Raw genomic sequence first — 19,853 nt, 5'->3', positions numbered from 1 at the left:
ATTCCGGTCATCACCTTGAGGTCTTGTTCTGCATTTTGGAATGATTCGTTGGCTGCTAGTAATAAACAGCACTTTTCTAGTAATGGGCTAAACCTCCTATATGGCTCGATTCCCATTCTTGCGGCTTGTTGTTTGGTGATGATTATTTTCCCTAGACAACTTCTTATGGTTCGGCTGCGTCCTCTTGTTGTTCCCGTTTTTTCTCCGACAAAAAAAAGGCTATTTTCGGGCTGACGTGTTCTAATACTTGGTCTCTAACTGCTGTTTCGATTCCTTCAAAGGTTTCGATTTTTTCTGGTGGCGTGTTTTTATACAGGATTTTGGCGATGGCTTTTACGTGTGCATCTAATTCTTTTTTCTCTTCTGGGGTCATTGGCCTTTCTACTAGGGATGGAACACAAGTCATTGTCTCTTGAAGGGGTGCTGATGTACAGTCCCCCCTTTTATTCGCGAGAAACAATCGCGAATATTTTCCCCTTCTCCCCATCTCTTTGCAAAATTGGGATGCTCCCCTTTTTGTCTATGTCTTAACCAGGTTATCAGTTGCTCTTCTCCAAGAATGTAATCTAGAGTATGTACTGCTTTGAAATAATGTGCTGGAAAAAGAGCATAATATTGAAAAGCTATATGTTTCCAGTCAGTTTCTTGAAGTTTTTGCTTCAAGTTACTGTAGGGTAAATCTTTATAGCCATTAGCCTCTTGAACATTTGTTTCAAGCCACTGATGTACCGCAGTATAGGCATCTGCAATAAGAGGATGAAAACAACGATATGTAGGTGTGGTATTGTTATTCATTAATATATTCCTTGGGTATTTTTTTAATAAATTCGCTATAAGATTTCGAGAAGCCCCTGAAATCTCTTGAGTAAGCTGATATAAATAACTTTTGCTTTGCTCTCGTCATTGCAACATAAAATAACCGCCTTTCTTCCTCTAGATTATTGTCACGAACACTGAAAAAACTGGGAAATTCACCCTCGGTAGCACCTGCAATGAAAACACTTTCAAACTCCAGACCTTTGGACTGATGAATGGTGATAATAGGAACTTGGTTATCATCTTGAGAAACTTGATCTAAATTTTTCGCAAGAGCAGTAAATTCAAGGATGCTACGTAAAGAAGTATCGGGGTATAAATCTGAAACATCCCGTTGCTGAAAAATCCGTACAAGATGGAGAAGGTTTTTGAGGCGTTTTTGTTCTGCTTGGTAATAACTGTAGAGTCCAGATTTCACAAGCAATTTATCCAATAGATTGGAAGGTCGTAGCCTTTGGCTAGCATCGCGCCAGTTATCCATCTGTTCGGCGAATCCTTCAAATGCCTCTCCATAGCGATACACCAATGCCTGACGGTAATCGGCTTTATGCTCAATAAGTGGAATTAGCACTGCTAGTAAGTCAATTGTGGTTCGCACATCATCCATTGCCTTATGACTAGGCAAGTGTGCAAGATTCAGATGCTTTGCTAATGCTTCTAAGCTGTAACGGTCAGATTCGATAAAACGGTTTGCAATATCTAGCGTGTCTTCCCATTGCAGTTTTGAAGTGGTAATACCAGCTTTTTGGGCTTGGGCAGTCACCATTTTGATGTCAAAGCCTACATTATGCCCAACCAGCAGGGAATTTCCGACAAACTCGAAGAATTCATAAAAAACATTTTTAGCAGGTCTACCATGTTCTGCTAGAAAGCGATCGCTATGTCCATGTATCTGCTCTGAGTCACCAACACTGACAGTATTGGTAATATAAGCATGAAACTCTGCTTGTGGTTTCCCTTCAACCAGACGGATGGCGGCAATTTCTACAACCTCATCCTTGCTGACCGAAAACCCTGTTGTCTCTACATCAAAAACAATTACTGTGCTTTGTGAATAGTTTCTTAAGAGTTCACTGAACGGATCACCGTTAATAAACGTCCGGCTCGATGCCATATCCGTCAAACTAAAGCCGCATTCCTTTCCTTCTTCAATAACTCCTGTTATGGTTGCATCACCAATTCCACGACTTGGGCGAAGTAACATTCGACGCATTGAACCTGCATCAAAAGGGTTTAAGATGAGACGCAGGTAAGCAAGAGCATCTTTAACTTCCTGCCGCATAAAAAATTGGAATCGCTCAACTGTGACGCAAGGAATACCCATGCGCTCTAATATCTGACTAACAACTTCTGTGCGTTTATGATTGCGGGCAAGAATTGCTACTCTGCTGTAGATAAAATCCTTCCGATTGCCTGCTAGTTGCTGGATTTGTCTGCCAATCCACTCTGCCTCCGCTTGCTCATTTTTCGCTGAATGAACTTGAATCAGTTCTCCTACTTCACACTCAGGGGCAGGTGTAATCTTTGTTTTTCGGTGTTCAAATGAATCTGCAAACCCAGAAGCCGCATTTAGGAGTGTTTTTGTTGCTCGATAGTTCCAGGTTAGAGAATATTCTGTCGGGTTAAAGTCACGCTTAAATTGCTCAATCACTTTATCCGGCTCAGATCCTCGCCATTCGTAGATGGTCTGATCTAAATCTCCAATCATCGCCAGATTGCCGCTATTAGATGCCAGATGTTTAACGATGCCGTACTCCGAAAGATGAGTATCTTGAACTTCATCAACCTGAACAAAATCAAACTTATCTGCCCAACGTTGGCTAATCTCCGGTTCATTGTGTAACATTACTCGGACATAAAACACCAGATCAGCAAAGTCTAAGGCGTGACGCTTTTGTAGAACAGATTGATACTGAGCAGCACGTTTGGCATGATTAGAGCCTAATGAGGCATATAGTTTTTCTAGTGGATAATCTGGGGATAACTGGCGATCGCTAGCCAGAATTTTGCAGTTAGCCAAGTCAAAGAATAACTGTTGGGCATCTCGATCCTTTGATAGATCGAAAACTTCCTTAACTAGTTCAACACAGTCGGCATCATCGTAGATCACAAAATCTGCTGGTAATCCAAGCTGACGAGCCTCGATCCGCAATATGGAGGTACACAGACCGTGAAAAGTCTTAATTGTCAAATGATGTAGTTGATTTAGACAGTACTGAGATAGCCGCTCACTCATTTCCTTAGCAGCTCGGTTCGTAAACGTTAGGCAGAGAATCCTTTGAGGAGGAATGCCCCTATTTATTGCACATAGTACTCGCTCTGCCAAAACACGGGTTTTACCTGTACCAACAGGGGCAAGTACTAAAATTGAGCCTTCAGTATGTCTGGCGATCGCATTTTGTTCAGAGTTAAGTCCATTGCTATACATAAAGAATTAAATTTAATTGTTATCTGAGAAATTACTCGATTTAAGCTTTTTAATAATTGGCTTAACTTCATAACCAATAGCTTCTGAAATTAACTTGCACTCTTCTTGACTAACAAGCTTCCTGACATATTCAGGAAACTTTTCCGGTATGTAAGTTTCTTCTAACCATTTATGAAATTTTCCTAGTAATTCATAGGGATAAATATATGCAAGCTGTTCACCTCTGCTATCTGGGTAACAATGAATATATTGCTCAAAATCAGTTTCATATCCATTCTTTCTTAGCCAATGACACCATGTTCTACCTACTGAAGCATCAACAGTGGCTCTATCGTGTAGAGGCGCTCCTTTAGCTTCTAATTTCCTCATTAATTTGCCTATTTCCTCAAAAACACACCATGTACCCTTTGGTAATGTTGTCCTTTGCTCAAACAGCATTAAGCGTTCATACCAAACACGCTGGTAAGGATGTAAAGCTGTAGGCTTTTGAGAAATGGGAGCTTGACCAGTGAAAAGCCACTGCTCTACCCAGTCAGACACCATCATTTCAAATTCAGGTGAGAGCCACATGGCAAAAGAAACAGCGAGTTTGGGATGAATCCAAATCTCTCTACTTTTACCTTCTCCCTTTTTTTGTACTAAGTCATAAACTTCAATTCCTGTTTTGTCACGTAACAGGTTTAAATATTCATGGGTTCTATCTTTTTCAAACCAATCATTTGGATTTCTTTTTTTCCCAACTTGTTGCTCATAGGCCCTTGTTAACTTCGTTGCACTAATATAACCATCTGATTTACGTTGACTAACAATTAATTCGCCTACTTTGTGTTCAATATATTGCATAATTATTCTTCTTTAATAATTTTCATTTAAGCCGTCAGCTTATACAGATGTGCCGCCTTATCCTCAATTTCTGCTTCCCAGTCCTCCACGTCCTGACCTTTACTCACCAAAATACTTCCGCTTTAAATCCTGACCTGGTTTACCCAAATCCCGTAGCTTCTGCTCTATCAGCTTCATTGCTAATGGCGACGGTTTAGCACGCCCATTCTCCCAGCGATTAATAGTGGGATAAGTCACACCCAAAGTAGCTGCAAACTGTTCTTGTGTCAGCCCAGTCAAAAGCCGAAGTTCACGAATGAGCTTGCCAACTTCTGGTTGATTGATTACCAAGAGTTTCCTAGAGGTTATTTGGCTTTTAAACCCATAGCGCATGATGTAGCGAATGATATATAGTTTGCTGCATTTTAGCTACATCTTGGCTTGATATTAATCCGGACAAGTACAGAAAAATTTTTGCCTTTACTGGGAGACACTTAAATTAAACGTTTTCCACAACCGAAGTGCGATCGCCCCTAATCCCCAGAACCAAGGAGCGATGGCGCGGAGCGCCCGCCGAAAGCGATCGCACTCAATAGCAATTTGTGACCTACCATTTGCAGTAGCACCCAACTGATAGGGAGATTGAGAATATGCCTCTCCTCAAAGAAAATGACAGCGCCATGCGTGATGCGTTGACTCATGCCAAAACCATCGCCGTTGTTGGTCATTCTGATAAACCTGAGCGCACCAGTTATCAAATCGCCCAATTTTTACGGAGTGTGGGCTATACCGTCTACCCTGTGAACCCTACTGTCAAGGAAATCGATGGTCAACCGAGTTATTCTTCACTGCAAGAAATTCCGGGATCGGTGGATATTGTTAATATCTTTCGCCGTTCTGAGTATTTGAGTGAAATTGTTGATGAAGCAATAGCCATCAATGCCAAAACTGTATGGGCGCAACTGGGTGTTGCAGACCAACAATCAGCACAAAAAGCCCTGGATGCGGGACTAAATGTGGTTATGGATGCTTGCATCAAAGTTGAGTATCTGCGGTTGGGTCTACAGTTTCAGGTGTGGGAAATACACGGTTATTGAAATTTGGAAAAATCTTTGTATGTGATAATGACATTGAAAAACTTCCTTAATCTATTTATCAAGGGCAAGCATGACTACTGAAAATGAGGGTTTGTTGTGGTTATTCAGAGAAAAATATACCTTTAGCAAACTTCCAAGTGTTGAAGCTTATAACGGTTATTTGAAGGCGCTTCTGATTTGTGCCAATGGAGATGGTAGATTAGCCGCAGAAGAAAGAGACTGGGTGATTGGGCTTGCTTGTGCTTTTGGCGCACCAAACTCATTAGTGGAGGAAATCAAATCTTATAAAGCCGACGAAGATATCGAGAAGGCGATTGGTGATGCTCCAGAGGCAACTGGTTCACGACGTTATCTTGTTTATGATGCGATTAAAGCTTGCAGTAGTGATGGAGAATATAGTCACCAGGAAAGGGCAACTGTAACTAAAATGGCAGCTAAACTAGGTGTTTCTCAAGATGTGGTTGAACAAATTGAAGAAATTTGTATCGAAGAAGCTAAACTACGGGAGAAAAGAGTGAAACTGATGTATCCAGAGGGAGCGCCTATTTAGGCGAAAATCAAAGCCCAAAAAGCTCATTGTCTCTTTGTTTGGACACTGCTGCTCATCTACCCCTTATTGAGAAGGTGCAAGATCTGAGTTAATCTCACTCTGTATACAACCAGAGTTCTCAGGCGAATCACAAACTTCCAAAACCGCATTGAAGTAAGTACCGGGCGCGCAAGGCATCTTGATAGGACCTGATTTACTACATCTATGGTAAGAAGTACAGTCTTTATCATCAGGAAGAAGTACAACAATGGCAAGATCTGCTGCATCCTCAGGACATACTCCTACTGGTGATGCTTGGGCTTGGTTGAGGAAGAGTCCTGAAAAAGCTACTGCCATTAAGAAAACACAAGTGATGGCCCAAAAAATTTTTTTCATCTCAATTTATCCCCTTTTCTATTATGTTTTAACCAGGGTCAGCGTATCTTCAATGCGTTAACATCATATCATGCTTACAAATCCCTTCAGGATAGGGAACTCTTAACTCTTAACAGTAAAATAAATAACTTTAGTCGTGGGTAGGCTGCCCACTTTAATGGCTAAACAAAAAGATGCTTCCAGCAAAAAACAAGGAAGCATCACATCAGTGTTTTGACTAAGGCGACTTCACCATTTACAGTACAATTGTACTATATATGCGCGATCGCCCTTGTGCAAGAAAAAAGCAGATACTCAAATTTTTCTGAGGCGATTTTCAAACAGTGATGCTCTATAGGAGCCGCCGTCGCTTTCGCCTCAAGTACAGCAGAAATAATACTCATGCAATTTTCGAGCAAGCAAACAAGCGCGTTCGCGTAGCGGCTCCTATGGAGCATCGCCTTCCAAAGTAATAGCTCTATTGTTAGTTTTCACAACATCAAACTTTATTTTTTGACTTTGATTTGCGAATAAAACTGATTATTTCCTCAATTGGGACACCACGAGAACGCATATCCTCAATTAACGGAATCGCACCAACAGGAATACTGCCAATACTGCGCCCCTTCCATTCGCCATCTATCTTTTCCTCCCAGTTAAAACCCCAGCGCCAATGCTTCGGATTATCCGGGTCACGTTTGTCACCTATTACACGCGGATAAGAAACAATACGACCATCTTTTAACTTCTTATTTTCAAGGTACTTATACAAACAACCCTTACGCTGTCTGCGTTTTGAAGAGGGGGATCGCGAACTACTGCCCTTGTTTTCCTCTAAGAAATTTTCGAGTGTCCATCCACACACGCCGCAACCATCATTTAAATTCAGTAGTGATTGGTTGCAACTGGGACAAGTACAAGACCCAGTGGAGGGCGATGCTCCATAGGAGCCGCTACGCGAACGCGTGGGCGCTTCCTTGTTTTCCTCTAAGAAATTTACTGGTTCTAGACTACACATGCCACAGCCACCGCTTAAGTAAATATGCTGTAATTGGCACTTAGGGCAAAGTATGAGAGGTTCGCTTATTTCCTGTGTACGCTCGATATCAGATAAGGGAGTTGAGGTAGAGGACACGGCTGAGTGCAATACTGGCGACTCTAGGATCGAGTAAATTTCCTGCTGCTTGGCGCATTCTTCTAATAGTTCCGTTGCCGCTCGGCACTCCGAGGGGTCGAGCCAGTTCGGCGGGATTTCGTACCACTCGCAGAGGATAGCCGGGTTTAGTACTTCTTTTTTCTGCAACAGCCCTTGCTTTTTGAGCCATGCTTCTTGCTTGGTCTGTCCAGGTGGCCGCCCTTTTCCAGCAAAGCTCAAGGCTCCTGGAGACGGCAACCAGCAATACTCGCTCTCTAATGAAGGGAGCGGCACAGTGTCCACTGCTGATAGTAATCCATTCCGCATCATACCCGCACTCGGAAAGCTGCTGTAAAATAAACCGGAAGTAACTGCGCTCATCACTTGGGGAGTAGGGACAGGTGAGCAAGCCTGGTACATTTTCAATGGCTGCAAACTTGGGCTTTGCGTTTCGGATGATTCGCAAAACTGCCGGGAAACAGTCTCGCTCGTCGGCTGCCCCTTTCCTTTCTCCTTCAACTGAAAAGGGGGGGCAGGGTCGAAGCTGTGATGAGATGAGAAGGCAGAAGGAAGAAGGCACTTATGCTGAAGGGAACCCCATAAATAAATTTAGGGGTTTCTAACAAGGACGCCTTGTATCTTGTGCTACGCATCTTGATACAAATCTTATTATCTTTTCCACGAATAAATTCGGGGGCTTGAAACCAAATGGCAGAATGAAGAGGACTGAATTTTTTGGTATAAATTTTTTCTTAAACCTTCTGCCTTCTGCCCTCAGCATAAGTGCCTTTCTTCGGTCAATTCCTCGGAGTTGTAGTCCGTAGCCGTCGGTGCAGGCAAGGGATTTAACACAGTCGTAGTTGTGTACACCGGGGTATCGCTTGGCGAGGATATCACAGCAGTATTCGTCGATTTCTGCGACTCCAACAAGCTTAAATCCGAGTTGCAAGCCTGCAAAACAGAATCCTGCCCCAACTCCTGAGCAGAGGTCAAGTTGTCTGAGCATGTATCCGTGATCGCCTCCTYATCCTCTAAGAATTTTTTGTAGTTCCAAGCCTGTAACTGTTTTAGGGTATATTCGCAACTTCGGCCGTTTTCCCAAGTAATCGTAATTTTCCTGTGTACACTCGATATCTCACCAACTTTGCCACCAGGGGTAATGATTTTATCGCCTACTTGAAATTTACTCATCATCTCCTCCCAAGTAAGCTTTCCTCATTGCTGACCACGATTGCAGGCTGATAGCCTCTATTTCAGCTTTTTGCTGTTGTACTTCGCGGTTGTCGTAACTAGTGCGATCACTCTTTCTTAAGCTGTGGGATTGGGAAATTTCTTTAGTAACTAGTTCAATTTGCTTTCTTCTCACCTCAAACTGGAGCTGCACAGTTTTGTGCCAATCGGAGCGGGCATAAGAGTCAAGCTTGCGGCAAATATCTGGTGTGAGTCGATTATCGTAGCTGCCCTCAAGGTGTACCCAATCATGCCCCAAATTACAGTTTTGACAGATGGGGAATCTGTCACGCTGTGGGTTGTAATTGGGCATTACTAGTCTTACGAGGTGCGATCGCACTTTCCCCGTATCCTGGCAGCAAAAGCATTGCCATTTGGGCTGCCAAATTTCTTTATCTTTCTTTTCCTCGTCAGGGCGAACTGGTAGCGGCTCAATGGTCGGTAAATCTTGAAGAGGACACGGGGACAAAGGGACGCGGGGACGCGGGGAAACCCGACCGGGGGCTTGTGGGTGCTTTGATCGCTCGAATGGTTGCGTCCCATTCTCCCCGTCTGGTGCATTTTCTTGGTCAATCATAATTCACCCCCCTTTTTCAGCCAACTAAATTGGCAAGTTTTGAGCGCCCATTTTAAAAAGTCCAGTTTCTCTTTGTCACCTTCTGCAAACTGGAAGGGGTTGCGTGTCAGCTCGCAAGTTTCTAGCCATTTGGTTGTACGGGGGTCAGTCTCCCAACTTGAAGTTTGCCCCGGTGGATTTTGACCTTTGGACTTGTACCACTCCCGCCTTATATCTTCCCAGTTCTTCTCAATCCATTTTCTCGGCAGTTGTGGAGGTGATGGTAACTTGGCTGCTTTTTCTGACCCAAACTTTAAAAAACTCTCTCTCTCGCCTTCTGAGAGAGAGTCTAAAAAGTCTAAATAATCTTTATTAATCTTAGAGTTTTGGGATTCCTGCTGTGTAAGGGTTTCAGACTCTAAGTGGGAAATTCCGTTCTCAGGTGGGAAATTCTGTTCCTCAGTGGGAAATTCTGTTCCTAACTGGGAAATTCTGTTCTCAGGTGGGAAATTCTGTTCCCTAGTGGGAAAAGAATTTCCCACCTCTGTGACAGTTGAAGAAGTGTCACAGAGACAACCGCCAGCAGATATCTTGGCTGAATACTCAATGTCATCTAGGAGGATGTATCCTTTTTCTTCCAAGAAAGCGATCGCGCTATTTACTGCTCTCTTTGTAATTCCTAGTATTTCGGCAACAGCAGAAGCTTTGAATTTGATGCCATTGCCGTAAGGATCGAGCGATCGCAGGTAATACAAAACACTAAGCTGAGACTTAGTAAGCTCTTTGCAGCACTTGACCCACTCAGAATTTTGCAGTGGGTAAAACTTCCCTTGAATTTTTACGTCTGTCATAATGCAAGTAACTTAATTGGACAAGCCCCAGTCTTAGCCTCTGGGGCTTTTTAATTGCGTCATCAAAATGTCATCAAAGATTCACTTTTCGACGCGATTATGTTGATAAACTGGACAATACAAGAAAAAATTTATTGAATCAAACTATAAATGTATTTCTTAGCGTCTTTTTCCAACTAAAGCTTGATTTGTTTATGAAACTTAACTTTTTCTCCTCAGCTTTTGAAAAGACACTGCGGCATTTTGGAATTACCGGCAAGGCTTTATCAATTGAGGCAAGGGTGAGTCAAAACCACATCTCCGACTTTAGAAACGGAGGAAATATCAGCGCTGAGGCACTATCAGCGCTCATGCAGGCGATGGAAAAATTGGAGCCAGGTAGCACGAGTTACTTCCTAAAACTAGTAGGAGAAGCTGCAATACCTCAGCAATCAAAGCCAATAAGCTTGAAGAATGGCTTTGAAGCTCTTGTAGAATGCGCCACTGATGACGAAATCGAGGAAATTATGCTGGCAATTGCCCGTAAATGGAGGTTAAGAAATAGTAAGGAATTATGTGCTTAATAATACGATGGATGCGATTAACAGGGCTGCTAAGGCAAGGGTGGTAAGTGCGAAGGATATTAAAGCTTTAATAGATAACTTGTCTTTAGAGCGAAAAGAGCGGTTGATAGCTGAGGTGATAGCATCACTGCCAGAAGAATCCAGAAGGCGTCTTAATCTAGAGAGAATTACCGTAGTAACTGGCGAAGAGAACTTTGCTGTAAACGCCCAGCTGTGCATACAAATCCAAAATGCCCCAAATGTAGATTTAGCACTAATTCTTGAAGCAGCAGCACTGCGACACAGGCGCGAGCGTTTGGAGCATTCTTAGAGGAAAGATCTGTAGGGGAGTGTTGTTGCGATCACGGGTAAGATTTCCTCGCTCGAAAGACGGGGTGCAGTCAATGGAAGATTCTTTTCGGAAAAGTAGGGGCGATCGCTTCCGCGTACCGGAGGTTTATCGCCTCATTAAATCTACAAAATACATCCCCAAGCGGCTACTTACCCAGGTGCAGCAGATGGAGCAACAAAAAACACCAGTGAGGGAGGTTTTGATGTTGTTGGGGGTGGTGGAATGAGGGAGCGATAAACCTCCGCATTTAATTTTTTTCAAAATTGAGATTTGAGAGAAACCGTTTCACTTCATCATATTCAGGAAATTTACCTGAAGACATATATCGAAAATCCCCACACTTAGGGATTTCCGAGTCAACACTAGTACACTTTGCTATATAATTATCTCGTTTGAATATAGGCTGGCGCGGTGAATTAAGAGTTACCGAAATCACCGATGCTAACTGGTATACTTGATTGGGATCGGGAGTAGCACCTGAATTATCACCGTAAACTTGTTTAAAATCACTTACAGTTAAGATTCCTCTGGGCTTAATTGACACAAGCTTTGCAAAACCTGATAAATACCCTTGCCCAAGCCAAGACCCCTCCAATAGAATTTCATTAATTCCATCAGCATTGATATCTGTGATTTGACGTATATTGTAATAGCCAGTTACATCACCATACGTGGTGATATTTTTCCCAGAGGCAATTGCAAGCCGAACTGTTCCTTGACTACGAGGATGGCATGAATCCCCCAGGTCAACAAGATATACAACTTGCTTCAATTTAGGCGCTGTAAATGAGCCAGAAGCATGAGCAATAACCTTTGGCTGCAATTTATCAAAACAAGCTTTATCTGTTTTTTTAACAACTTTGGCAATAACTTCCTTTTCAATTACACGCGAAAGTTTTGATAAACGGTCTTCGGTATGGCCGTTATATGAACGAAAATCCAAAGCCGTCTTTGTCTGAGCAAGTGCAGAACTTATGGATAGGAGCAAAAACAGCAGTGCTGCAATCGTCGTTTTCATGGCTCGTCATCAACTATAAGAATCTTGGTAGGGTAGTGATGCATAGTAATGATTTAACTTCTTAGATAGGTGACGGGTATTGACGAAAGCGATCGCCCCTTCGTCCCTCTCACCCTACAATCCTAAAAGAAAGCTACAATCCGCGTATCCAATCATACAAACCTACCATGTCTGCTAAGGGCTTCGGGCAACCCCAACCTACTAAAACTGATAAACTTGTTGAGCAAGTAGTATGCTATTGCCACAAGCGCCACCCAGAAGCGCTTGACCAAATTTTTGACAATTCGCCTGTAGACCTAAACAAGCAGTTGGTGGCAGGTACTGTAACAGTATTATCTGGTGATACCGATACCCTAGCTTGGTTTTGTGGATATTTCGCCGGGGCTATCAATTGCAGTGAAGACAACCAAAAACCGCACCCTATCACGCTACTATCCAAACTTCTCATCAAACATCAGATGCAGCCGTTTAGCGACTTCATGCCCTACCCTGGTTCTCGGTTGGTCATATTGAATACCGAAAAGTTTGAAGCGCTGCCAACAGAAGTTCAAAAGCTAGTGCAGCAAGCTTATGAGTTCAGAAGGCACTTATGCTGAGGGCAGAGGGCAGAAGGAACCCACGTTTAAAAACGTGGGATTGAAGCAAGGACGCCGTTTTTCCTCGCGCTATGCGTCTCGAAAAACATCTTTTTTTAAATGGGCTTTAAACCCATAACTGTAGGAGCCAGCAATAAGAAACGCTCCGACCAGCAATAATGATCATTCTGAGCCAGGATTAATTGCAACTATGTTGGTGAGTTGAGCCAGAATTAACTGCGATTGGGACAGGATTAAGGTTCTTGGCAACTTTTGGTGATCTTGGTTGGGGTAAGGCAGAAGGCAGGAGGCAGAGGGCAGAAGGAAGAGGAAGAAAAAATTTCCACAATTAAAGCTTTGCTTGGATTACAGAACATCTGCATCACAAGAAAGCTGTAAGCGATCGCCCCTTGAAGTCACAAACCCCACGCCCGGATAAGAAAACGTTTTAAAACCTTCTGCCATCTGCCTCCTGCCTTCTGCCTTAAAGTGCGTAACCTTTCATCATCACCAAAATCTGACAAGAACCAATCCGGGGTACAGCCGGGATACGTGCAAAATGGGACACGTTGTAAAGTTATGTAAACAAAAACAGTTGAAAACATTGATTTGTAGAGATTTTGAATCAAAACTAGGTTCAGTCGAGCCAGAAATTTTTGAAGCGATCAGGAGATAGTTCTGTGTAGCGAATAGTGTGTTGGATATTCTTGTGTCCCAGATAAGCCTGAATAGCTCTAGTGTCATGACCATGAGATGCCAGATAAAACCCGCAGGCATGACGTAACATATGCGGATGCACCGATAAAGCTACAAGAGCAAGAGTGCCAGCACGACTAATAATATTAAAAGCTGTGGCAGCAGCCATCGGAGTACCACGCTCAGAAACAAACAAGTAAGGGGAGTTAGGATATTCTCGTTGTAGTTGTCGTAGCCACCTCAACTCTCTAGCACGTAAAGGATGCGTTGAACTGATACCATGCTTGAGTCGATTGATGTAAATCGTGCCACTGCTAAAGTCAACTTGTTCCCAGCGCAGTGCAACTAACTCCGATACCCGTAGACCGTGACGATATGCTAGTAAAATTAAAGTTGCATCTCTATGACCATGCCGCCCCACTCCTGAGGCAGCTTTAATCATTGCTTCTACTTCATTTGGTAGCAGGTGTTCTCGTGTGCGTTTTTCCAGGTTCGTAACTTTTTTGGGTGGAGCAGTACCAGACATAAAAACCAACTTGCCCATAAATGATAATTGGGCGATCAATCTTGCATACGACGCAATCAACTCCCCACACATTCAATGTTAAAAACTTGTCCAAAAATAGTTGTTTTTGGTAATGTTTCGATACATAGGCTGTGGTCGTGTGGAGATAGTGATATATTTTTTGGAGTTTAATAGTAAAGCTCGCTAGTGACATCTATAGAACGTACCGCTTACCCTAGATTTAAGCGCCAATTTACCACCAAAGAACTTACCGACATTTATACCCCAACACATAAAAGAAATTGCTTTCGCTTACAGTACAGCTAAGGGCGAAAGTAATATTTTGAATCTGCTCGTCATCTTAAAATCGTTCCAAAGACTAGGTTATTTTCCATCGATTGCAGATATCCCACTGAAAATCATTAACCATATTCGCAGTCATTTAAAATTTGAGCTTGATATTGTTTTGGGTTATGAGAGTAACAAAACGATGTACCGACATCGGACAGCTATCCGCGAATATCTTCAAGTTAAATCTTTTAATCAAACTGCGCTACATTTAGCGGTATCTGCGGTGAATGAATCAGCCCAGGTGATGGATAATCCTGCTGATTTAATGAATGTCGCTATTGCTGAACTGATTAAAAATAGATATGAGTTGCCAGGATTTAATACATTAAATAGATTAGTACGCCGAGTTAGAAATGTAGTCAATCAAAACATATTTAAGTTGGTACTTAGCCGCTTAAGTAATGATTATCAACAACGTCTACTCGACCTTTTAGATAATCATCCTGTAGAATATAGAAGTCTCTACAATAATCTCAAGCAACTTCCTAAACGCCCAACCCGCAATCACCTCAATGATTTAATTGTACATTTAATATGGCTTGATTCTTTAGGAGATATTAAACCACTCCTTGCTGGTATTACAGCAGCTAAGATTCAACATTTTGCTGCCGAAGCAAGAGTATTAGACGCAAGCGAAATCAAAGAGTTCAATTTACCAAAACGAATTACTTTAATATTATGCCTGATTTACTCAGCAAGCGTGATGACGCGAGATAACTTGGTTGAGATGTTTCTCAAAAAAATGCAGTTAATTCATAATCATGCCAAGAAAGAGTTAGAACTTATCAAACAAAGATATCAGTCAACCGTTGAGAAGTTACTGGGGGTTTTCAGTAATGTTCTACAAGTATTGGTTGATGAATCGCCAGAAGTTGGGGCTGTCGTTAAGGTCGATAAAATTGATAAGGTCGAGCAAGTTAATCAAGTACTCATTCCATCTGGTGGTGCTGAACAACTATTAAGTGAATGTGAGGCGATAAATGCCTATAAAGGAAATAATTATTTTCCCCTGTTGTGGCAATTTTATAAAAGTCACCGCAGTACTTTTTTCCGGTTGCTAGGTGCTTTGAAGTTTTCATCCACTACCAACGAACAAAGTGTAGTTGAGGCATTGAATTTTATTTTAGAAAATCAGTCACGGCGTGGTCATTAAGTTAATGCCCCGAATTCGGAATTGGAAGGATTTAAATTTCTTTCGCCCAGATAATGATACGGTTTACAAGCATATTGATTCTTTGTTCAAAGATGCGATTGATTGGGAGAAAATTCAAAACCATTGGCAGGATATTTTACAGGTTGTGCTGTCGATTCAAACTGGCAAGATTTCAAGTGCGGTGCTATTACGAAAGCTGGGAAATTATAGTCGTAAAAACAGGTTATACCAAGCTTTTCAGGAGTTAGGACGGGTAATCAGGACGGTATTTCTGTTGCAATATATTTCGGATATGAAGTTACGACAACAGATTACTGCGGCAACGAATATTGTTGAGGCTTATAACGGTTTCTCGAAGTGGTTTTTCTTCGGTGGTTTTGGGGTTATTGCTAATAATGACCCAATTGAGCAGGAGAAGATTGTTAAATATAATGATTTGGTTGCTAATGCTGTGATCTTTCACAATGTTGTGGATTTGACTGAGGTTTTGCGGGATTTGCTGAAGTCTGGTTATTTGATTACTCGTGAAGATGTGGCGGCGTTGAGTCCTTATATGACAAGTCATATCAAGCGTTTCGGCGATTACTTGATTGATATGGAGACTGTGCCGAATTTGTTGGATGATGACAAGCTCTTAGTTTTGGTTTGAAAAATTGTGAAGGTAGTTCTGGTAAGGGTTGTAGAGTTTTTGTTTACATAACTTTACAACGTGTCCCATTTTGCACGTATCCCGGTTGAACCCCTTTACCGAAGAAAGGCACTTATGCCTTTCTTTGTAAGGGTTTCAACTATATTACGAAACGTAAATATAGTTCTGTTTATTCCCATCTACTTACTTAGTACTGCTTATTTTCAGTATTCATAATGTTTGGGAAACAGAAAAACATTATCGTAACTCCGATAAAGAATATAGTTTGATTAAGGCTGATAATTAGCTAATTCTTTCATTGCTTCTGCTATCATTTGTTGCCGGATAGATAGAGGTGCAATAACTTCGCCGTTCGGTCGCCACTCTCGCAGACGCATCAGAACATTTATGTCACCAACACGTATCCAAGCAATGTAATAGGCATCATTTTTAGAACACTGACTGATAATTTCTAACAACTGTTGGCGTTCTTGCTCATCTGAAATATTTCTAGCAATTAACTTTGGTAATTGGTCATATGCAATTGCACCAAATGTCGGATGTCTTGTCGTGTTATCCACGTACCACTTAGCAAAATCTGCCGGAAAACGGAGGATGAGCAATTCTTTTTTGAAATAGAAATTAAAACCCCAAGCTGCTTTTAATTGGGCATCAATATATTCTGGCGTAGGTAGCGTTCCTGTATGCCACATCTGTTTTAATTGCTTGGGAACAAGGGGATCGCCCCAAGCTAAAACTTTTAGGCGATCAGCTACGCTGGGCGGAACGCCATCGCAAGCAATGCGATCCAAGCGGTAATTATGCCATGCCACATTTCCATTGGGATCTATGCCGTAAGCACTGAGGTATTTGGCACGGCGCAGGTAATGTAGACATACTGGGTAGACAATTACTTTAACTTTGCTTTCTGTTACTGCTACCCAATACTCAAATTGCACTACACCACCAGGATCTTTGCGCCAAAGCTGTTCTATCTGTTCTTGGTAATTATCCACCCGGTCTTGCATCTGTTGAGAAAGAATATAGTCCAAGTGCAGGAATATTCTTTGCTGCGGGTCTTTAGCATAAAGCTTTCCAGAGATGGAATAGTCTGCAATTTTCTCCCATAGCTTTCCTATAATTAATGACAAGTTTGGCTGTACAAATGAGATTGACTCTAAGACTCGTAATAGTTCCCATGTCTGCGCTTGGTCTAGAGAAACTAGACTAATTTCTGCGCTTGTTTGTGTGGCTGTTTGTTCTGGCAGAGTTGGTAAATCTCCTACCAAAACACAGCTATAGCTTTTTGTCGGCGTTGATTGTAACCACCCTTGCTGAACCAAATGCTTGAGGTCATCCCGCAAAGAACGATGCACGGTAGCAAAAGGACGCTGTTGCAATACTTGAAGTAGCTTCTCCTCACTCATCCCGGTCAGATGGATCATGGATTGTTGCCATTGGTCAACACTCAGCTGAGGATTTTGCTCAAAAACAATTTCTGAGAAAGTCAGATGACAAATGCAGTCGCGATCGCCACACTGGATGGTAATTTCTTGAGCATTTAACTTCTCGCTTTTTGGGTGACGGTAGGCAAATAAGCGATCGCGCAACTGCGAATAGGTAAAAGTTGCTGGGAGTTTACTTGCCCAGTTTGTCTGACTGCCATAAAGTTTGTGAATCAACACCCATAACCGCAGCGATCGCACTAGCCGATTAGCCAGTTGTCCTGCTGCCAGCCATTGTAAAATTTGGGTAGTCGGTGGTAGATGAAAATCTTCAGTCAATTTTTAGACCTATTTATCAAATAGTTGTCACAATCTATTTCATAGTTAATCGGCGGTTAAGAGTGTTTAATAATACTTAACAACTAAAATTACAGATAAGTAAAAGCTAAGTACCTCCTGTAAACTCTTTTGAAGAAGGCACTTATGCTGAGGGCAGAGGGCTTTTATGTTTTGTTCAGAAGGGGATTCCGACCCCTCCTGAACAAGAGCCACTGAATAAGAATTCAGTGGGGGTCTTAAACCCTTCCTCGTCGGTCACGAGCAGAGGTCAGGAGTCAGAATTCCCTTCAGCATAAGTGCCTCCTGCCCTCTGCCTTTCTTCGATCATATAAGAGTTTTGCGAACTAGTTATGAACACCTCAGCATTTTTTGGAATGCTATATGTAACATAACAAAGTTATAGAAGAGGAGTCTTCTATTAAGTATGACATAATAGCTGAGAAATAAAAGTCACTAAAAAACATGAGCGAAGGCATGATTACGGCTTTGCGCCTCTATTTAAGTGAATCACTCTTGGCACAAGGTTTGAAATACCAGGTGCTATCGATTGAATTAACCAAAAGCGATCGCCTGATTGAACCACAAGATATCAAAAATCTAGAACTACCCCCTGGTATTGATACCACTGGTGGTGTGGTAATTTCTGGCCGCGCACCCATGTGGCTTTATTCGTACCTGACTCACGAACTACATCCTACCGCTTGGGTTGCTTGCTACGACCCGCGTCTGGGAGCAGTGGTATCCGCCACTAATTCCCGTCAAGTTTATATTGGTCAAGTAATTCCCATCAGTCCACCGAATGGACGCCAAAATCATGTGCTTGAATCGGAAGCAATCAATATTGAAACTGGGTTATGTCCGGCGTTGATGATCGTAGGACCACCAGATAGCGGTAAAAGTGTACTATCCCATGCTTTGTTTCAAGCTTTATTACCTGAGCATCCTGATATTTACCTGCAACGCGCTCACTGGGATGGAGAAGGTAACTACGTTTTAGAATTAGGGAAAGAAGCGACAGATGCAGAAATCGAAGCATTTAAGCTACGCAATAAGGGTGCATTGACAGAACGGTTTTTCCCTTATCATGCCCAAGCAATATTACAATTGCGACGGCAGAAGTCTTTGGTAATTGTGGATGTTGGTGGGATGGTGCAGCCAGAAAAATTACCAATTTTAGAAGCTTGTACCCACTACTTGATTATTAGTTCTAAGCCAGAAGCGGTAGATGCGTGGCATGAATTTTGTCATGACCGGGGCAATTTAATGCCTGTAGCAGTAATTCACAGTAGTTTAGCTCAGATAGAAGAGGTTCATAACAAGGAACCATATTTAGAAATTACTAGTGGCCCTTGGGTACGGGGACAGGTTAAAAGTGTTCCTCAAACTCTACTTAAGTATGTTAAGTCAATTTTTGTATCACAAAATTCAGAGGGAACTCTTAACTCTTAACAGTTTTCCCACGGCTTAAAGGCGTGGGATTGAAACAAGGACGCCGTATTTCTTGCGCCTACTCGATGAAATACATCTTTTTTCCAAGTGGGCTTTAAACCCACAACTGAAGTTTTTCTTTCTCTGTTAAGAGTTAAGAGTTCCCTATTCCCCTTTTTTGTAATTATATTTCTGAATTAAGCTGAATTTCCTGAAGATGTTACTATCCAGTCCACCTTTATCATGACAAATTCGCAAAATTCGTCACATCAAGAAGCTTTAACTGTCATTCAGCAAGCAGTATCAGATTTAGCTAACTGGGCAGGTTTACAGTTAAATAGACCTAATGATTCTGATGCTATTGGAAAAGCTAAAGAATATTTGCAATGGCCAAGCGATCGCACACCCAAACCGTTAAGGTTATTATTTGATGCTGTGAAATTATCAGAAGGTCAAAAGAAACAGCATTTTTGGCAACCGCGTGAGATTGAATCTCAAGACCCTACAGTCCCCTATCCTCAACTTCAGGAACCAACACCAACTGATCTGGAGGTTTTACAACAACGGATTCACAAAGAAATAAGTTTTTTAGAAAACAGTCCGCAAGACTGGGAAAATCTTTCACTATTAACTTTGATCCTAGAAAAATTTGGCTCATTTATTAGCTATGGTGAATCGGATGTTGCACTGATAGATAAAGCAAGAACTACAGCTGCGGTTGCGGCGGCGATCATCAATAATAATGGTGATACTAAATTAAGTTTAGTAGCAGGTGATTTATCTGGTATTCAAAAATTTATTTATACAATATCTTCTGATGGTGCGTTAAAGTCACTGCGTGCTAGAAGCTTTTATTTAGAGTTAGTTATAGAGGGAGCATCCCAATTTTGCAAAAATAGAGAGAGAAAAATAATTCGCGAGATATCATCGCGAATAAATAGGGAGTTTCAATCTTGCGGCTCTTCCTCCTCCTGTTCCAACC

At 42.0% G+C, this 19,853-nt stretch carries 22 protein-coding genes and 4 pseudogenes; 10 read left to right on the top strand and 16 right to left on the bottom strand.

Going from position 1 to position 19,853, the window contains the following annotated elements; all coding sequences use genetic code 11:
* The 6 genes and pseudogenes from B4U84_RS28650 to B4U84_RS30955 all read right to left on the bottom strand — a co-directional run.
* Positions 1 to 373: pseudogene (locus tag B4U84_RS28650) on the bottom strand (ISKra4 family transposase); the annotation flags it as partial.
* Between the two features lie 29 nt (positions 374 to 402).
* The gene (locus B4U84_RS28645) at positions 403 to 795 is read right to left on the bottom strand and encodes a hypothetical protein (protein WP_131121454.1); all 393 of its coding nucleotides are present in this window, start codon (positions 793 to 795) and stop codon (positions 403 to 405) included.
* On the bottom strand, positions 788 to 3,244 hold the full coding sequence (locus B4U84_RS28640; protein ID WP_131121453.1) for a 3'-5' exonuclease: 2,457 nt from the start codon (positions 3,242 to 3,244) through the stop codon (positions 788 to 790). The genes B4U84_RS28645 and B4U84_RS28640 overlap by 8 nt, the downstream gene beginning before the upstream one ends.
* Positions 3,245 to 3,256: 12 nt before the next feature.
* A complete protein-coding gene (locus B4U84_RS28635) occupies positions 3,257 to 4,087 on the bottom strand; it encodes a KilA-N domain-containing protein (protein WP_131121452.1) in 831 nt (276 codons plus the stop codon).
* A 99-nt stretch (positions 4,088 to 4,186) separates the two neighbouring features.
* Positions 4,187 to 4,459 carry a helix-turn-helix domain-containing protein gene (locus B4U84_RS28630; protein WP_131121451.1) on the bottom strand — a complete coding sequence of 91 codons (273 nt, stop codon included), beginning with the start codon at positions 4,457 to 4,459 and terminating at the stop codon, positions 4,187 to 4,189.
* Positions 4,460 to 4,546: 87 nt separating this feature from the next.
* Positions 4,547 to 4,696 (bottom strand): hypothetical protein, encoded by a 150-nt coding sequence (locus B4U84_RS30955; RefSeq protein WP_165490381.1) that lies wholly within the window; start codon positions 4,694 to 4,696, stop codon positions 4,547 to 4,549.
* A gap of 20 nt (positions 4,697 to 4,716) precedes the next feature.
* Here B4U84_RS30955 and B4U84_RS28625 point away from each other — a divergent pair, with 20 nt between their 5' ends.
* A complete protein-coding gene (locus tag B4U84_RS28625; RefSeq protein ID WP_131121391.1) occupies positions 4,717 to 5,163 on the top strand; it encodes a CoA-binding protein in 447 nt (148 codons plus the stop codon).
* Positions 5,164 to 5,233: 70 nt separating this feature from the next.
* Positions 5,234 to 5,713, top strand: coding sequence for a tellurite resistance TerB family protein (locus B4U84_RS28620; RefSeq protein ID WP_044447889.1), 480 nt, complete (start codon positions 5,234 to 5,236; stop codon positions 5,711 to 5,713).
* A gap of 63 nt (positions 5,714 to 5,776) precedes the next feature.
* Here the strand turns inward: B4U84_RS28620 and B4U84_RS28615 are convergent, their stop codons facing one another.
* From B4U84_RS28615 to B4U84_RS28590, 7 genes and pseudogenes are all read right to left on the bottom strand, one after another.
* Complete coding sequence (locus B4U84_RS28615) at positions 5,777 to 6,088, bottom strand: chitin binding peritrophin-A domain-containing protein (protein ID WP_044447891.1); 312 nt, start codon at positions 6,086 to 6,088, stop codon at positions 5,777 to 5,779.
* A gap of 251 nt (positions 6,089 to 6,339) precedes the next feature.
* Positions 6,340 to 6,471: a hypothetical protein gene (locus B4U84_RS32020; RefSeq protein ID WP_278248367.1), complete on the bottom strand. Its 132-nt coding sequence runs from the start codon at positions 6,469 to 6,471 to the stop codon at positions 6,340 to 6,342.
* 95 nt (positions 6,472 to 6,566) lie between these two features.
* On the bottom strand, positions 6,567 to 6,839 hold the full coding sequence (locus B4U84_RS28610; protein ID WP_242677756.1) for a hypothetical protein: 273 nt from the start codon (positions 6,837 to 6,839) through the stop codon (positions 6,567 to 6,569).
* Between the two features lie 334 nt (positions 6,840 to 7,173).
* Positions 7,174 to 7,392, bottom strand: a complete 219-nt coding sequence (locus B4U84_RS31815; protein ID WP_242677755.1) for a hypothetical protein — start codon at positions 7,390 to 7,392, stop codon at positions 7,174 to 7,176.
* A gap of 24 nt (positions 7,393 to 7,416) precedes the next feature.
* Positions 7,417 to 7,782: pseudogene (locus tag B4U84_RS32230) on the bottom strand (DNA cytosine methyltransferase); the annotation flags it as partial.
* Positions 7,783 to 8,385: 603 nt separating this feature from the next.
* Complete coding sequence (locus B4U84_RS28595; protein WP_051040520.1) at positions 8,386 to 9,009, bottom strand: hypothetical protein; 624 nt, start codon at positions 9,007 to 9,009, stop codon at positions 8,386 to 8,388.
* Positions 9,006 to 9,839, bottom strand: coding sequence for a hypothetical protein (locus B4U84_RS28590; protein ID WP_131121448.1), 834 nt, complete (start codon positions 9,837 to 9,839; stop codon positions 9,006 to 9,008). The genes B4U84_RS28595 and B4U84_RS28590 overlap by 4 nt, the downstream gene beginning before the upstream one ends.
* A 134-nt stretch (positions 9,840 to 9,973) precedes the next feature.
* Between B4U84_RS28590 and B4U84_RS28585 the strand changes: the two genes are divergently transcribed.
* The 3 genes from B4U84_RS28585 (at position 9,974) to B4U84_RS30950 (ending at position 10,959) form a co-directional block, all read left to right on the top strand.
* The gene (locus tag B4U84_RS28585) at positions 9,974 to 10,402 is read left to right on the top strand and encodes a hypothetical protein (RefSeq protein ID WP_017307340.1); all 429 of its coding nucleotides are present in this window, start codon (positions 9,974 to 9,976) and stop codon (positions 10,400 to 10,402) included.
* Positions 10,395 to 10,712: a hypothetical protein gene (locus B4U84_RS28580; RefSeq protein ID WP_017307341.1), complete on the top strand. Its 318-nt coding sequence runs from the start codon at positions 10,395 to 10,397 to the stop codon at positions 10,710 to 10,712. Before B4U84_RS28585 ends, B4U84_RS28580 begins: the two co-directional genes overlap by 8 nt.
* Before the next feature lie 73 nt (positions 10,713 to 10,785).
* Positions 10,786 to 10,959 carry a hypothetical protein gene (locus B4U84_RS30950; protein ID WP_165490390.1) on the top strand — a complete coding sequence of 58 codons (174 nt, stop codon included), beginning with the start codon at positions 10,786 to 10,788 and terminating at the stop codon, positions 10,957 to 10,959.
* 21 nt (positions 10,960 to 10,980) lie between these two features.
* Here the strand turns inward: B4U84_RS30950 and B4U84_RS28575 are convergent, their stop codons facing one another.
* On the bottom strand, positions 10,981 to 11,751 hold the full coding sequence (locus tag B4U84_RS28575; protein ID WP_017307342.1) for a hypothetical protein: 771 nt from the start codon (positions 11,749 to 11,751) through the stop codon (positions 10,981 to 10,983).
* A 167-nt stretch (positions 11,752 to 11,918) separates the two neighbouring features.
* On the opposite strand from B4U84_RS28575, the gene B4U84_RS28570 reads away from it, so the two are divergent.
* Positions 11,919 to 12,347 (top strand): hypothetical protein, encoded by a 429-nt coding sequence (locus B4U84_RS28570; RefSeq protein ID WP_131121447.1) that lies wholly within the window; start codon positions 11,919 to 11,921, stop codon positions 12,345 to 12,347.
* A gap of 616 nt (positions 12,348 to 12,963) precedes the next feature.
* Here the strand turns inward: B4U84_RS28570 and B4U84_RS28565 are convergent.
* Complete coding sequence (locus B4U84_RS28565; RefSeq protein WP_131121446.1) at positions 12,964 to 13,548, bottom strand: tyrosine-type recombinase/integrase; 585 nt, start codon at positions 13,546 to 13,548, stop codon at positions 12,964 to 12,966.
* A gap of 259 nt (positions 13,549 to 13,807) precedes the next feature.
* On the opposite strand from B4U84_RS28565, the gene B4U84_RS32225 reads away from it, so the two are divergent.
* The gene (locus B4U84_RS32225) at positions 13,808 to 15,031 is read left to right on the top strand and encodes a DUF4158 domain-containing protein (RefSeq protein WP_510650822.1); all 1,224 of its coding nucleotides are present in this window, start codon (positions 13,808 to 13,810) and stop codon (positions 15,029 to 15,031) included.
* Positions 15,009 to 15,680, top strand: a pseudogene (locus tag B4U84_RS32220) (Tn3 family transposase); the annotation flags it as partial. The gene B4U84_RS32225 and the pseudogene B4U84_RS32220, both read left to right, overlap by 23 nt.
* Positions 15,681 to 15,949: 269 nt before the next feature.
* Here B4U84_RS32220 and B4U84_RS28555 read toward each other — a convergent pair.
* Positions 15,950 to 17,443, bottom strand: a complete 1,494-nt coding sequence (locus B4U84_RS28555) for a TIGR03985 family CRISPR-associated protein (protein WP_017307344.1) — start codon at positions 17,441 to 17,443, stop codon at positions 15,950 to 15,952.
* A gap of 462 nt (positions 17,444 to 17,905) precedes the next feature.
* Between B4U84_RS28555 and crn3 the strand changes: the two genes are divergently transcribed.
* Both crn3 and B4U84_RS28545 read left to right on the top strand, forming a co-directional pair.
* Positions 17,906 to 18,892 (top strand): CRISPR-associated ring nuclease Crn3/Csx3, encoded by a 987-nt coding sequence (crn3, locus tag B4U84_RS28550; RefSeq protein WP_017307345.1) that lies wholly within the window; start codon positions 17,906 to 17,908, stop codon positions 18,890 to 18,892.
* A gap of 222 nt (positions 18,893 to 19,114) precedes the next feature.
* Positions 19,115 to 19,853 (top strand): annotated as a pseudogene (locus B4U84_RS28545) (hypothetical protein); the annotation flags it as partial.

Origin of the sequence: Westiellopsis prolifica IICB1 (assembly GCF_004323185.1) — a bacterium.
Lineage (GTDB): Bacteria > Cyanobacteriota > Cyanobacteriia > Cyanobacteriales > Nostocaceae > Pelatocladus > Pelatocladus prolificus_A.
Note: the sequence above shows the minus strand (reverse complement) of the source record. Positions and strands in the feature narration are given on the sequence as shown.

Bases quoted from the DNA above. Each gene is read 5' to 3' on its own strand.
- B4U84_RS28645 (WP_131121454.1), bottom strand. From the start codon at position 795: ATGAATAACAATACCACACCTACATATCGTTGTTTTCATCCTCTTATT.
- B4U84_RS28640 (WP_131121453.1), bottom strand. From the start codon at position 3,244: ATGTATAGCAATGGACTTAACTCTGAACAAAATGCGATCGCCAGACAT.
- B4U84_RS28635 (WP_131121452.1), bottom strand. From the start codon at position 4,087: ATGCAATATATTGAACACAAAGTAGGCGAATTAATTGTTAGTCAACGT.
- B4U84_RS28630 (WP_131121451.1), bottom strand. From the start codon at position 4,459: ATGCGCTATGGGTTTAAAAGCCAAATAACCTCTAGGAAACTCTTGGTA.
- B4U84_RS28625 (WP_131121391.1), top strand. From the start codon at position 4,717: ATGCCTCTCCTCAAAGAAAATGACAGCGCCATGCGTGATGCGTTGACT.
- B4U84_RS28620 (WP_044447889.1), top strand. From the start codon at position 5,234: ATGACTACTGAAAATGAGGGTTTGTTGTGGTTATTCAGAGAAAAATAT.
- B4U84_RS28615 (WP_044447891.1), bottom strand. From the start codon at position 6,088: ATGAAAAAAATTTTTTGGGCCATCACTTGTGTTTTCTTAATGGCAGTA.
- B4U84_RS32020 (WP_278248367.1), bottom strand. From the start codon at position 6,471: ATGAGTATTATTTCTGCTGTACTTGAGGCGAAAGCGACGGCGGCTCCT.
- B4U84_RS31815 (WP_242677755.1), bottom strand. From the start codon at position 7,392: ATGGCTCAAAAAGCAAGGGCTGTTGCAGAAAAAAGAAGTACTAAACCC.
- B4U84_RS28595 (WP_051040520.1), bottom strand. From the start codon at position 9,009: ATGATTGACCAAGAAAATGCACCAGACGGGGAGAATGGGACGCAACCA.
- B4U84_RS28590 (WP_131121448.1), bottom strand. From the start codon at position 9,839: ATGACAGACGTAAAAATTCAAGGGAAGTTTTACCCACTGCAAAATTCT.
- B4U84_RS30950 (WP_165490390.1), top strand. From the start codon at position 10,786: ATGGAAGATTCTTTTCGGAAAAGTAGGGGCGATCGCTTCCGCGTACCG.
- B4U84_RS28575 (WP_017307342.1), bottom strand. From the start codon at position 11,751: ATGAAAACGACGATTGCAGCACTGCTGTTTTTGCTCCTATCCATAAGT.
- B4U84_RS28570 (WP_131121447.1), top strand. From the start codon at position 11,919: ATGTCTGCTAAGGGCTTCGGGCAACCCCAACCTACTAAAACTGATAAA.
- B4U84_RS28565 (WP_131121446.1), bottom strand. From the start codon at position 13,548: ATGTCTGGTACTGCTCCACCCAAAAAAGTTACGAACCTGGAAAAACGC.
- crn3 (WP_017307345.1), top strand. From the start codon at position 17,906: ATGAGCGAAGGCATGATTACGGCTTTGCGCCTCTATTTAAGTGAATCA.